This window comes from Providencia sp. wls1914 (assembly GCF_009706645.1).
GTDB lineage: Bacteria > Pseudomonadota > Gammaproteobacteria > Enterobacterales > Enterobacteriaceae > Providencia > Providencia zhijiangensis.
The window spans coordinates 476430-490852 of sequence record NZ_WLUN01000016.1 but is presented as its reverse complement, the minus strand read 5'-3'; the positions used below and the strand labels follow the sequence as shown (position 1 = coordinate 490852).

Annotated in this window: 11 protein-coding genes; 9 read left to right on the top strand and 2 right to left on the bottom strand. The window is 41.4% G+C overall.

What is annotated here, in order from left to right:
* Positions 1-30: 30 nt before the first annotated feature.
* Positions 31-378, bottom strand: a complete 348-nt coding sequence (locus GKR74_RS12915) for a RidA family protein (protein ID WP_036948225.1) — start codon at positions 376-378, stop codon at positions 31-33.
* Positions 379-526: 148 nt separating this feature from the next.
* Here GKR74_RS12915 and GKR74_RS12910 point away from each other — a divergent pair, with 148 nt between their 5' ends.
* The 9 genes from GKR74_RS12910 to GKR74_RS12870 all read left to right on the top strand — a co-directional run bounded on the left by GKR74_RS12910 (position 527) and on the right by GKR74_RS12870 (position 14053).
* Positions 527-2452: an ATP-dependent DNA helicase gene (locus tag GKR74_RS12910; protein ID WP_336431330.1), complete on the top strand. Its 1926-nt coding sequence runs from the start codon at positions 527-529 to the stop codon at positions 2450-2452.
* Positions 2453-2555: 103 nt separating this feature from the next.
* A complete protein-coding gene (gene tsaB, locus GKR74_RS12905) occupies positions 2556-3251 on the top strand; it encodes a tRNA (adenosine(37)-N6)-threonylcarbamoyltransferase complex dimerization subunit type 1 TsaB (RefSeq protein WP_154603887.1) in 696 nt (231 codons plus the stop codon).
* A gap of 235 nt (positions 3252-3486) precedes the next feature.
* Complete coding sequence (locus tag GKR74_RS12900) at positions 3487-4089, top strand: Slp family lipoprotein (protein WP_154603886.1); 603 nt, start codon at positions 3487-3489, stop codon at positions 4087-4089.
* Positions 4090-4422: 333 nt separating this feature from the next.
* Positions 4423-6111, top strand: coding sequence for a long-chain-fatty-acid--CoA ligase FadD (fadD, locus tag GKR74_RS12895; protein WP_154603885.1), 1689 nt, complete (start codon positions 4423-4425; stop codon positions 6109-6111).
* A gap of 127 nt (positions 6112-6238) precedes the next feature.
* On the top strand, positions 6239-7360 hold the full coding sequence (gene rnd, locus GKR74_RS12890) for a ribonuclease D (RefSeq protein ID WP_154603884.1): 1122 nt from the start codon (positions 6239-6241) through the stop codon (positions 7358-7360).
* A gap of 519 nt (positions 7361-7879) precedes the next feature.
* Entirely contained in the window at positions 7880-8647 is a 768-nt protein-coding gene (locus tag GKR74_RS12885) for a Slam-dependent surface lipoprotein (protein WP_154603883.1), read from the top strand.
* 79 nt (positions 8648-8726) lie between these two features.
* Entirely contained in the window at positions 8727-10175 is a 1449-nt protein-coding gene (locus tag GKR74_RS12880) for a surface lipoprotein assembly modifier (protein ID WP_154603882.1), read from the top strand.
* 18 nt (positions 10176-10193) lie between these two features.
* Positions 10194-13223 carry a TonB-dependent receptor domain-containing protein gene (locus tag GKR74_RS12875; protein ID WP_154603881.1) on the top strand — a complete coding sequence of 1010 codons (3030 nt, stop codon included), beginning with the start codon at positions 10194-10196 and terminating at the stop codon, positions 13221-13223.
* Between the two features lie 50 nt (positions 13224-13273).
* Positions 13274-14053, top strand: coding sequence for an energy transducer TonB (locus GKR74_RS12870; protein WP_230089157.1), 780 nt, complete (start codon positions 13274-13276; stop codon positions 14051-14053).
* Between the two features lie 72 nt (positions 14054-14125).
* Here the strand turns inward: GKR74_RS12870 and minE are convergent, their stop codons facing one another.
* Positions 14126-14422 (bottom strand): cell division topological specificity factor MinE, encoded by a 297-nt coding sequence (gene minE / locus GKR74_RS12865; RefSeq protein WP_036948203.1) that lies wholly within the window; start codon positions 14420-14422, stop codon positions 14126-14128.
* Position 14423 lies beyond the last annotated feature (1 nt).

Sequence of the window (14423 nt, the reverse complement as noted above, 5' to 3'; positions counted from 1 at the left end):
TAGCCCTCTTTTTTCAAGTATCAATCAAGACTAATCAATCGCCGCAACGATTTTGATCTCAACTTTATATTCAGGCTTCATCAGTGCGGCTTGAACAGTGCAACGAACAGGCGCGCTACCCGCAACAACCCATGCATCCCACGCTTGGTTCATGCCAGCAAAATCTGCTTTATCTGCAAGGAAGATAGTCGCATCTAAAATTTTGCTTTTATCGGAACCCACACGGCCTAACATGACATCAATAGCGGCTAAGGTATCTGCGGTTTGAATAATAATATCGCCATCCAGTTTTTCTGGGACGCTAGTGTAATAGACCACGTTGTTGTGGATAACAGCTTCAGACCAACGGGTATCTGGGTCAATGCGTTCAATAGTCATAATTGTTCCTTATTATCAATGCTGAACAAGGATATCAGTTTGCTACTATGATGAAAATCAGTTCATTGATGAAACGATAATTAGCTCAGCAGCCATCTTGAACTCATGGTAAAGTGTGCCCATCAACGGTAAGCAATATAGGTTCGTAGTGTCTAACGACTTTTCAGCAGATGGCTTTCTAGCAAAAACAATTCCCGGTTTCCAACCTCGAGCTGCGCAGGTCACCATGTCTGACGCGGTTACTCAATCTATTGAGCAGCAGCATGTGCTGGTGGCTGAAGCGGGTACAGGAACAGGGAAAACCTACGCTTATCTCGTCCCTGCATTACGAAGTGGCAAAAAAGTGATTGTTTCTACGGGGTCGAAAGCCCTACAAGACCAACTTTATCACCGCGACCTCCCTACGATTATCGATGCGATGAGCTACACAGGTAAAACGGCGCTATTAAAAGGACGCTCAAATTATCTGTGTCTTGAACGGTTAGACCAGCAATCCCTCGGTGGAGGTAGCCTAGAACCGGAGATCCTCGCTGCGGTTGTGAGATTACGCAGTTGGTCCATCGAATCAGAACTGGGGGATACCAGTACCTGCCATGATATTGCTGAAGATAGCCCCGTTTGGCCTTTAGTTACTAGCACCAACGATAATTGTTTAGGCAGCGATTGCCCCCGCTACCAAGAATGCTTTGTACTCAAAGCGCGTCGTAAAGCTCTTGATGCTGATGTAGTGGTCGTTAACCACCATCTTTTTATGGCAGACAGAGTGGTGAAGGATACAGGTTTTGGGGAGTTGATCCCCCAAGCAGATGTGATGATCTTCGATGAAGCCCATCAAATCCCTGATATTGCAAGCCAATATTTTGGTCAGCAACTCAGTAGCCGGCAATTGTTAGATTTAGCTCGCGATATGATCATGACGTATCGTACAGAGCTAAAAGATCAAGCCCAATTGCAAAAAAGTGCGGATCGACTGACGCAAAGCACACTGGATTTTCGCCTTAATTTAGGGGAAAACAGCTTCCGAGGTAATTTACGAGAATTACTGAAATTGTCAGAAGTTCAGCGGGCGTTAACGCTACTCGATGATGCGCTTGAGCTCTGTTATGAAGTTATCAAAACGTCATTAGGACGCTCCCAAAGTTTGGATTCTATTTTCGAGCGCGTGACGATTTACCGCAACCGTCTTAACCGCTTAAAGGATGTCACCATTCCGGGTTATAGTTACTGGTTTGAGAGCTACGGACGCCACTTTTTATTAGCCTTAACACCACTCACTGTCGCTGATAAATTCAGTGAAATGATTGCGAGTACGCCGGCTAGTTGGGTGTTCACCTCGGCGACGCTTTCCGTGAACGAAAAACTCAGTCACTTTACGGATAGATTAGGGCTCAGTTCCGCGAAAACGTTGCTGCTCGCAAGCCCGTTTGATTATGAAAGCCAAACGTTGCTTTGCGTGCCTCGCTTTTTACCGGAGCCTAATCAACGGGGTAGTGCTCAAAAGCTTGCCAATATGTTGCGCCCGTTAATTGAAAAAAACCGAGGCCGCTGTTTCTTTTTATGCACCTCTCATTTGATGATGAGGGAGCTAGCCGAAGAGTTTAAAGCGTCACTGACATTGCCTGTTCTTATGCAAGGGGAAAGCAGCAAAAATAAATTACTGGCACAGTTTATTGCGGCAGGAAACGCTGTTTTGGTTGCTACGAGCAGTTTCTGGGAAGGGGTCGATGTCCGAGGCGATGAATTGACCTGCGTGATCATCGATAAACTCCCGTTTACTGCACCGGATGACCCGCTATTACGTGCTAGGATTGAAGATTGTGAACTCCGAGGCGGAGACCCATTTGCCGACGTTCAATTACCCGATGCCGTCATCACATTAAAGCAAGGGGTTGGGCGGTTGATCCGCGACACAAAAGATTACGGTGTTATTGTGATTTGTGACAATCGGCTCGTGACACGCCCTTACGGAGAGGTATTTTTGCGAAGCTTGCCCCCTTCGCCACGTACGCGAGATTTGAATAAAGCGATTGAATTTTTGGCAAAAAAGCGCGCGGAAGCGATTGAGAAACACTAATTTTATGCAATCCTGTGGGCGGTTTATGCTAAGATACCGCCCATCTTTCAGGTTGCCGTCATAAGGCGACAACAAAAAACCTAATATTTGCCGGAGTTTAGGCATGTCGAGTCGTATTCTAGCTGTTGATACAGCCACTGAAGCTTGTTCTGTCGCATTACTGTGCGACGGTGAAATTATTTCGCGTTTTGCCATCTCTCCTCGCGAACATACTCAAAAAGTATTGCCGATGGTAGAAGAAGTACTGGCGCAAGCAGGCATTAAATTAAATCAATTAGATGCACTAGCATTTGGGCGTGGCCCGGGTAGCTTTACTGGGGTTCGAATTGGTGTGGGCATTGCTCAAGGACTAGCGCTGGGTGCCGATTTACCCATGATCGGTGTTTCCTCGTTGATGGCGCTGGCACAAGGGGTATACCGCACAACAAATAGTTCCCGTGTGCTGGTGGCGATTGATGCGCGAATGTCTGAAATCTATTGTGCGCAATATCAACGCGATGAACGCGGTTTTTGGTTAGGTGAAGAAACGGAAGCTGTGATGCTACCCGCTGATTTCAAATTAAAATTTACGGAATTAGAAGGGCAATGGAGTCATGCAGGAACGGGCTGGGCGGCTTATCCTGAATTATTAGAAGGCTCATTGTTGACCGACAGCCTAATCACATTACCTGCAGCGCAAGATATGCTGCCAATTGCAGAGCAGCTGTGGCAGGCAGGAAAAGTGACTGCGGTCGAGAATGTCGAACCGACTTACTTGCGTAATGAAGTGACTTGGAAAAAATTACCCGGTCGCGAATAACGGGTCGTGAATAAATAGAAGCAGCATGATTTTTGTCGAATGAAAAAAATAGCTATCAGGGTAAAACCGATAGCTATTTTTTTAATCTAAGATATAGAATCGCTGTTTAATTGAGCTATTATTGAATAAATAAGCGTTAATAAAAATTGGATTGCACATATAATGTGATAAGGAATACCAGCAGTTTTAATACGAACTATCTCATTCTATAATGACGGCTAATTGGAGGTGGTAAATGAAAATTCAATTTAGCTACCGCTCAGCAATGAAAACGCTATTACTTGCGGGCATATTAGCGCTAGCAGGTTGTGTATCAATCCCTCAGTCTATTAAGGGGTCGGTACCTAATCCTGCAGATAATCTTAAGTCGGTACAAAATGCACCGGAGATGTATATCGGTCAAGAAGCGCGTTTCGGTGGTAAAGTGCTGTCTGTCTTTAATGAGCCAAAAAGAACGCGGATTGAGCTAGCCGTCATGACATTAAATAAATATGACGCTGCACCTGAATTAAACTCTCCGTCGCTTGGTCGTATTTACGCGTATATCAATGGGTTTGTTGAGCCAAACGATTTTAAAAACCGCTATGTCACTGTTGTGGGTAACATAACTGGAGAACAAGCGGGGAAAATCGGAGAGGTACCTTATCAGTATGTGACAATGAATGTCACTGGCTTCCAGCGTTGGAGTATTGCACAAAGTGTGATGATGCCACCGCCGGCAGGTCCATGGGGTTACGGGTATTATGGTTCCCCATATTACTATAATCATCCTTGGGGATGGGGCTATGGATACCCTGTGGGGCCCGCCCAAGTGCAGACGTATTTAACGGAAGATTAAGCAATAGTATTATTCTGCTAAAAATCCTAGTTAAGCTAGGATTTTTTTTATAAAAAAACTGAGCGGGAGTGGGCTATTAACTGCTTAATTCTCCAAAAATTCCTGACAACGGTGTATAATTACGGGTTATAAGCAGACTAAAGTTCTGGTGAATTAATCATAAGTTGAATAGGGCGGCATTGACCGCCTTATTTTTATCTCGAAGGAATGAAATTTATTTAGTGATATAGCTCTCAACCTTAACATTGTCTAATTTTCAAACTGGTACAATGAGTTAATAATTTGTTAAAGGGTTGTGTAAAATAATAACTCACTAAATTCAGGAGTGACATTTTGGAAAAAATCTGGCTAAAAAACTATCCTGCTGATGTACCTGAAGAAATAAGTCCTGATGACTTCGCGTCATTAGCAGAGTTACTTGAAAATGCCGTTTCTCAATATGCGGATCAGCCGGCGTTCATTAATATGGGCGCCGTAATGACCTACCGTAAACTTGAAGAGAGAAGCCGCGCATTTGCCGCATACCTACAAAATGGATTGGGTCTTAAAAAGGGTGACCGAGTTGCTTTAATGATGCCAAACTTGCTGCAGTATCCTATTGCGCTGTTTGGGATTTTACGTGCAGGTATGGTAGCGGTTAATGTTAACCCGCTGTATACCCCACGAGAGTTAGAGCATCAGCTAAATGATAGCGGGACGACAGCGATCGTTATCGTTTCTAACTTTGCGCATACGTTAGAGAAAATCGTTTTTAATACCAAAGTTAAACACGTTATTTTAACCCGCTTAGGGGATCAGCTACCGCGTCCGAAAGCCACAATTGTGGATTTTGTGGTGAAATATGTAAAACGGTTAGTTCCAAAATACAACTTGCCGGATGCTATTTCATTTCGTCGCGCCATGCATCAAGGTTATCGAATGCAATATATCAAGCCGAATATTATTGGCGAAGATTTAGCATTCTTACAATATACCGGTGGCACGACAGGGGTAGCTAAAGGTGCAATGTTAACGCATCGCAATATGTTAGCGAATATAGCCCAAGCCAAAGCCGCTTATGGTCCTGTGTTACATTTTGGTCATGAGTATGTGGTAACGGCACTGCCGCTTTATCACGTCTTTGCGCTTACCGTAAACTGCTTATTGTTTATCAGTGTGGGGGGCGTGAATTTACTTATCACCAACCCGCGAGATGTGCCAGATACGGTGAAACAATTATCCCGTTATCCATTTACATCGATCACGGGTGTTAACACGCTCTTTAATGCATGGCTGCAAAACCCGGAGTTTCAGAAGCTTGATTTTTCCCGTTTAAGACTGTCTGTTGGAGGCGGAATGCCTGTCCATAAAGCGGTTGCTCAGAAGTGGCAAGCGCTGACTGGGCGGCATTTACTCGAAGGTTATGGCTTAACAGAATGTTCCCCATTAGTTTCTGGTAACCCATATAATTTAACGGCTTATAGTGGTAGTATCGGGATACCTGTTCCATCAACAGATGTGAAGTTTTTAGATGATGATGGGCATGAAGTTCCTCATGGTACTCCTGGGGAAATGTGGGTAAAAGGCCCGCAGGTGATGAAAGGGTATTGGAATCGGCCTGATGCGACCAGTGAAGCTATCGTTGATGGTTGGTTAGCCACTGGTGATATCGCCGAAATAGATGACGAAGGCTATATTCGTATTGTTGACCGCAAAAAAGATATGATTATTGTCTCTGGATTTAATGTCTACCCGAATGAAATTGAAGATGTTATTTCCATGCATCCTGATGTTATCGAATGTGCTGCAATTGGGGTGCCAAGTGAAAGTACTGGGGAAGCGGTGAAGGTTTTTGTGGTCACCAAAAATTCAGCTCTGACCGCTGCAGATCTAAAAACATTTTGCCGTCGTTCACTAACGGCTTATAAAGTCCCGAAAATTTTTGAGTTTCGTGATGAGCTGCCGAAATCTAACGTAGGAAAAATTCTACGAAAAGAATTACGAGCCGAAGAGCAGCAATCACGAGAAAAATCACCGTCATAGCGAGTAAGCGATGAATAGCTAATTAGGCGATGAATTAACAAAAGCAATGTGTGTAACGCCGGTTTTTACCGGCGTTACTGTGTCAATCAGATACACTTAACCAAATTATAATAAAGAGAAACTTGTTTTGAATTACCGTTTAGTCACAACAGATAGCGAATTAGCCCAAGTCTGCCAAGAGGCCAGTGATGCGCCGTGGTTAGCATTAGATACTGAGTTTGTTCGGACACGAACCTATTACCCGCAACTGGGTTTATTGCAGTTGTATGATGGAAAACAGGTTTCACTGATTGATCCGCTATTAATGACGGATTTTAGCCCATTTAAGGCGCTGTTAACCAATCCAAACCAATTGAAGTTTTTACATGCAGGCAGCGAAGATTTAGAAGTGTTTATGCATGATTTTGGTTGTGTGCCAGAGCCGATGATAGATACTCAAATCGTCGCGGCATTTTTGGGTTATCCCATTTCTTGCGGCTTCGCTACGTTGGTGGCAGAGCATTTGGGTGTCGAGCTAGATAAAAGCGAATCTCGAACAGACTGGCTCGCGCGTCCCTTAAGTTTGAAGCAGTGTGATTATGCGACGGCAGATGTGCTTTATTTACTGCCGCTGGCCAAAATTTTGATGGAAAAAGTGACGGAAGCGGGTTATTTAGCCGATGCCCAAGATGAATGCCAGCGAGTGGTTGCTCGTCGTCAAAAAACAGTCAAACCTGAAAAAGCCTACTTAAATATCACCAATGCGTGGCAATTACGTGATGAACAACTTGCTTGCTTACAGCTGCTGGCAGCATGGCGTTTGGATCAAGCAAAAGCACGGGATATGGCGATCAATTTCGTTATTAAAGAAGAAAACCTGTGGAAAGTCGCCCGTTATTTACCGAGCTCTTTAGGTGAACTGGATGCTCTCGGTTTATCGGGACAAGAAATTCGCTGCCATGGTCGTCGCTTATTGAGTATTGTCGAAGAAGCGAAAAAATTGGATGCCAGCCAGTATCCGGCACCAGTTGCTAATATTACTGAGCAGAGCCAATACAAAAGCATTTTTAAAGAGATCAAAGGGGTGGTGAAAGAGATCGCCGAGAATGAAAAATTCAACCCAGAGTTATTAGCATCTCGTCGACAAATTAACCAGTTATTAGCGGTGCATTGGGGGCTAAAAGAGAAATCATGTCAGCCTGAACTGCTTGCTGGTTGGCGAGGTCGGTTACTAGAAGCGCCATTAACCCAATTACTTAGCCAAGCGTAATCATAATAAAGGCACAAAATAGCGATAATTTTGTGCCTTTATGCCATTTTCAAAGTACTTTTTTTCTTGGGCATTTTGTTACTCATATCAATAAGCTTTATTCTCATCCCGCCAATATTAAATATTTATTCTTCTTTAAATAATGAAGATTATTATTTAGCACTAATCTAAAAATAACACCGCGCTTTGATATTAATGGCGCTATTTAATGTATTTCAATTCTGTAATTACTCTTAAAAAATAGTAAATATAAATAAAAATCGAACTTAAAATAACCCATTACAGCGATGATTAACATTTATAGGGGGAGGGTTGTTTTATAGTTAATTGAAAAATAAAAAGAAAAAATATCATTCTAATACAATGATTTTTAATTGAATTATAAATTCGCTATTTGTAAATAAAACTCATTCTCATAAAATCATTTCCAGTTTGTGGGTCCGCAAATACGTCCAAGAGTACAGAGCAAAAAGCATCATCTCCTTTTAATTTCTTATTAAATGTATAAGGAAATAACTTATGAATAAAAGTACTAAAGTTACATTAATTGCTATGTTGGTGGGTGTTTCTACTTATGCGAGTGCGGTAACGGAATCTGCACAGAGTCAAACGTATGAAACAGAAAGATCGGATGTAACGGTAGGAGAAACCCAAGCTTCTCATGGGCCTCATGGGGGTACTGTAGGTTCTCCGGGTATTGGCCATCGTTATAAAGGTGAAGGAAAAAGAATATCATTCTCGAGTTTAGCGAGAATTGTGATGTTCCCTAAAGAAGGCAATGTTTATGTTGTTCCTGCAACGCCAAACGGTAATATCGATATGGGGAAATTTCAGTTTTCTAAAATCGCCGATGCTGAAGTTTATTATGGGGATTGGTCACAAACTGGAACAGAAGACGATGCTAAGCACACTGCATTCTTCTCTGGCCAAGATGCGACAACAGCTGTGCCAACCGAAGGTAAAGTTACTTACACCATAGCGGGAATTAACCAATATGATGGTGAGAAGAAGCTTCCAGGTAGTTTTGAGGCGAACTTTGGTGATAAGGACTATGTTGGTTCATTACAAGGAACTGCACACCAGTATGATTTTAAAGGGCAAATAATGGATGGCGGATCGTTTTCTGGAGATGCCATTGTTAAAAATCTCGAAAATACTCAGCAGAATACAGGTTTGAGTTATGGGCGCTTCTTTGGTGAGAATGCGGAACATGTTGGTGGTGTGTTGGTATTTAATGATAATCACAAACATGATACCGCCTTTGGTGGTAGCCAAATCGAAGAGTAATTTCTTTATTTAACACTCTTTGTTTAGCAATATCGTTGTTATCAGGTAGGCAAAAGTTATTTTGCCTACCTGTGTTTTTATGGAAGAAGAAAAAGGAAGACGGGTGAAAAAAATAATCAGCAAGATTGAGGTATTAATTCTATTATTGTTTTCTGTAAATTCATTTTCTGAGCAAAATTATGGACAACAACAATATGGGCAACAACAATATGAACAAATAATCGGGTTTTTAACTGAAATAAATAACACGAGAAATAACTCGTTAAATATAATTCCACTTGAAACAAACAAAAATGTCGACGACCTTGGTTTTATTCTTTATGATTTAGTCAATCGGCAGCAATTCCAAAAAATCGATGAAATATTGCCTGATTATATGAATGATATAAATCACGATAAAGGTATGGTGGATTATATTTCAGCAGAGAGAGCTTATTTTAATGGCGATTACCCATTAGCACTAAAATTTTATTTAAAAATAGTTAATGGAAACCCTAACTCAGTGTTTGCTGAAATGAAATTAGCACATGTATATATAAAAAATAGCTATCATCATGAAGCATTAACATTATACAAGAAAATAAAAAACAAATATCGAGTAGGTTTACCTGAAGAACGAATAAAACAGATAGACAATGAAATTACAGCATTAGAAAATCGAGCTAATTGGCAGGGGAATTTTAATGCGGATGTAAAGTATGACACAAACTATACCGAGGCTCACGGTAACAAGGAGCAGCAATGTAATTCGATGTGGTGCATGCAAGGTAGCGAAATCAAATCCGGTTTGGTGTACGGTTTTTCAGGAAATGCTAATAAAATCCTTTGGCAATATCGAGGGCATTCGCTATTAGCTGGCATAGGTGGCCATGTGTTGGAATATCCACATCGCTCAGTAAAAAGGCGTTTTTCAAGTTACTCATCAGTAAGTTATCAGTATCTTTATGGAAATAAAAAGGTCACGTTTTCACCAATTGTAGATATTAATTGGCGGGGGCATTTATTTGATTATTATAGTGTAGGGGCGAGCATTACTGGGGCATATTCCCCCAGCAATAAGCTTTATCTGCTATCCAATCTAACGTATAAAAATCAAATTTTCTTTGGTAAGCGAATATCACGCTCAGGTTATGATATTAATTATAGTATGACGGCAATTTACTCGGTTAATCCGCAATGGAGTCTATTTTCAAATATATATGGCGGTAAAAATATTGAAAAATATAAAAGTGATAGCTATCAAGTATCAGGTTTAACAGTGGGATCAGTTAATGTTTTTGGCTCGAATAAGTTAGTCAATAAACTGACAAGTAGCAATTATGATTTTTTTGATTTCGACAGTGCACTTAATACAAAACGTAGCGATGAATCGTGGGAGTTAAATAGCCAAATAACTCTATTAGGTCATACATTTCTATCATTAACACCAACACTCTATATTAATTACAAATTCAATGATAGCAGCGCAAAAATAAGCTATTCCTATAATAAAAGCGAAGTGGGTTTAAATTTAAGTAAAACGTTTTAGTTCGTATTGAGATTTAATATGAAAGTAACAGCAGTGGTGGCAATGAAAATTGCCACAGGGTTAACTATGGGTGTCATTTCACTTTCGTCTTATGCCAACTCAAGGGAACAGGTGGGCAATATACAGGTAAAAGACCAGACTGATACGATTAAAATGCGGGATCAAAAAGGTGCGGATGATCAATATGATAAAGATGAATCAAATATCTATATCAGTAAAGAAGCGGCCGAACGCTATAAAGGCACTAACCCCGCTGATATTTTGAACCACGGTGTCGGTGTTTATAGTGGGGATGCACGTAATAGTGGGGCGTTAGACCCAAATGTGCGAGGCATTCAAGGTCAAGGGCGAGTACCTGTTACTGTGGACGGTACGGAGCAAGCCATCACCGTGTGGCGTGGCTACAACGGGGCCAATAACCGAAACTATGTAGACCCCAATATGATCAGCAGTATTACTGTAATAAAAAGCCCGATGTTAGATCGTGATATTCGTACCTCTATTGGCGGTGGAGTGGCAGTAAAAACCCTCAGCATAGATGATATTGTCCCATCAGATGAACGTTTTGCTGTCGACCTTAAATTGGAAACACGCACTAATTCGACAAAACCACGAATGAAGCAATTGCACCTTGGGAGTGATTATCGAGATGACCCGGAACTGATGGAGAGTGCAGCCAAGTATAATGATAGTCTGTCGTTAGTGAAGTTCAGAGACCCTAAGACAGTAGTAGAGCCAGACCAACCAGGAAGTTCTAATTTCTTTAATTTAAAAGACAGTGCGATGCGAGTGGCTCTGGGGTTACGGCAAGATAAATTTAACTTGCTATTTGCTTATAGTCATCGAAACCAAGGTAACTACTTTGCAGGGCGTCATGGTGCAAACTATTTCCGCAAGCCTATTGTCACTCGAGACAAGAGATATTCTAGTAAAACATTAGACCCTAATGTCCCCTTTGTTGCCAATGTCTACTTACCGACCAAAGAAGTAGGGAATACCTCCAGTAATATCGAAACTTTCCTTCAAAAAATGAATTTGCAGCTCTCTGAATCACAGAGTGTCTCCCTCGGCTATGTACATACTAAAAGCCATTATGGGGAGATTATGCCCTCGCAAATTCGTTTTCATGACTTGGCAGGGGAAATTCCCCAATGGCCGTTGGCAAATCTTAGCTTAGGCTCTTTCTATGTTAACTATGGATTTAAACCCAGTGAACAACCGTTTATTGATTTTCAGTTAAGTTATTGGCTAACAAAAATGGATTTAAACTCCAATACGGCGGGTGACTTGCCTAGGCAAGCGATGGAGTATGACTGGTATGTAAATGGTAATCGTAGAAATCCACATGTTAATGGGAAATTAGTGGATGGAATAAAACTGAGTCAACTCAATGATAGACAAGGGATTTCCTTATCTAATAAGACCCAATTACTGCCTAGCTTTGATGTGACTTTTATTGGTAACTTTACGAATGAGAAAATTCACAGTCATGATGATATTTATGACCCTAATGCGGAAATACCTAAATACAGTACATTTCGAGCGATACCTCGTGAAGGAAAGCGCCAAGAGTACAGTGGAGCAATTAGATTGGATTGGCGACCAACGGATTGGCTAAATGTCAATGCAGGTATTCAGTATCAAAATTATTGGTCGCGAGATTTATTAAGAGAACGCCGATTAAAAGTAAAAGATGAGCGCTTTGCTGTGCATCAAATTGAGACAGCCATGAACTTTGAATACTCTCGACCGTTAACGGAAGAGGAAGCGCGTAAAGTGAGAGAATATGTGGATAGTCAAGGGCGTACTTTTGATGGTTACAATAAGATAGGTCTCTGGCCGGACAGTAGCATTGGTACATCTAAAATTGAATGGTTTGTCGCAGAAGCGTTATCACTCCCTAAGTATTCCCTAAAAAAAGCCGAACACTATTATACAATCCAAGAAGAGCATGAAGGATTTCGTATTACCGGATTCGACTATATCAAATGGCGAGTGGATGAAGATGGCAAACTCACTACGGAGAATAACCCATTCTATAATGGGGAAATTGACCTATCAGAAGAAGTGATTGACCCGATTAGCCAGAAAAAAGTGAAAGCAATCATAGCCTATCGCGCTCCAAATAAAGAATGGGACTATATTTCAGTCAGTGAGAATGAAAAGTATAAAAACCCAGGTAAACGTATTAATTCCGCGTGGAGCCCATCATTGGGAGGTTCAATTTACCTTTCAGAAAATGATCGCGTTTTTGCTCGCTATGCCGAAACCGTTAGAATGCCAAGTATTTTTGAAGATACCATCGGTTTTTCTGGCGGAGGTAAAGTCACTATAGTGCATCGCCCCTTTAAGCCAGAACGCAGCCATACTTTTGAAATCGGTTATGTACGTAATTTGCAAAGTTGGTTAAAAGCAGAAAATGCCGCCGATTTTAGAATCAACTATTACCATAATATTATCGATAATGCGTTTGACCGTGATGGTAATTTGGTTTTTGCGCAAATGGATCAGCACAGAACCGCCGGATTAGAAGTGTTAGCTCGCTATGATAATGGGCGTTTCTTTGGCGATTTAGGGGTAGATTTCCGGCTGAAAAATGAAGTTTGTGACGATGCTTCGATGGCTCGTTTAGACCCGTTGAACAAGTACAAAGGGTCAATATGTACTGAAGGCGGTTTCCCGCATGGTTACCTCCGAACTCAGTTACAACCTAAATACAGCATCCATACTAATCTCGGTATGCGCTTCTTTAATGAAAGTTTGGAAGTTGGCGGGCGTGTACGATATCACGCCAAGACAGAAAATAAAGATGAAGCACAGATGGCGAGCAAGTTTGGTCCTTCCTATTCACCTTTAAACAATAATCCGATGAGTTGGAATGCAGTATTTGTTACTGATGCCTATGTCACTTATCAAGTGAATAAGAACCTGTTAGTGGAGTTGTTAGCCTCTAACGTATTAAACGAATATTACATTGACCCATTGACGCGTAGCATGATGCCTGCGCCGGGAAGATCTCTTCGTTTAAGTGTGACCAGTCACTTCTAAGGCTCAGCCCCAGCAAGTATGCATTGCTGGGGCTGATTAGGAATATCGCCATGAATTATTTTCGAATTTATTATGGATTACCGCTTTCTGGCTTATTACACGGCACAATTATTTATTTCTGTTTTTTTGCGTTCAATTCATTGTCATTCAAAATGACAGCACCGTTAATTTCGCCCGTGGTGACCGTCGCGTTAACTCAGTTTTTAGTTGAGCAACAAGTGAGTATCCCCCAAGAAAGCCAATCGGTAACTGGCGGTGAACTCAATGCCATTGAAGAGTTTGAGTACGCGAATATCAAGGTTAGCAAACAGCGCAGCCAGCAAGATAATGCCTCAAATATCGTCGCTGAAAAAACACCCAAAGAAGTGAAATCTGAAAAGCGTAATCCTGTAAAAAATAAGGCTAAGCCAGAAGAAAAAGCCAAGAAAGAAAGCCTTCGGGATGATTTACAAACCCAAAGAGCAAAAGAAGGCGAAAACACAGCAAATTCTTTAGCTGCAGGGCAGCAAGGTGACCTCGCTCATTTTTCTGATGGTGAAAATAGCATCAATGCTAAGCAACGCTATTTAGACCAGATCAAACGGGAAATTGATAGCCATAAACAGTACCCGCGACGAGCACGCAAAATGCGTATGCAAGGGGATATTCAGGTTCAGTTTGATGTCACAGAGAACGGTGAGTTGGTCAATGCAAAAGTGGTAGATTCAGAAATGAGTCAATTTTTCGAACAAGCGATATTGGATGCAATTAGGCGTAGCAAGCCACTCGGCAAGCCACCTGAAAACATGAATAGAAAAATGACATTAGAAATTAACTTCAGATTAGACTAGTACTGAAATCAACAATAAAATCAAGCCGCTATGGCGTTATTTAATATAGCGATATAGCGGCATTGTACAATATTACTGTTCTGCGGGTTTTGCTTCTTTGACGTCTTTACCTTCTTCCGCTTCAGGAAGGGTGACGTTTAATTCGAGAACAGAAATATCATCATCTTTTTGTTCAAATTGTACGGATAACATTTCTGGGTCAACTTGAACATACTTGCAAATAACTTGCAAAATATCTCGCTTCATATCAGCAAGATAAGCTGGCTCACTATCACCGCGGCGACGTTCAGCAACGATGATCTGCAGTCGCTCTTTTGCGATATTTGCTGTCGTCTTTTTTCTCGACAGAAAGAAATCCAATAAAGCCATT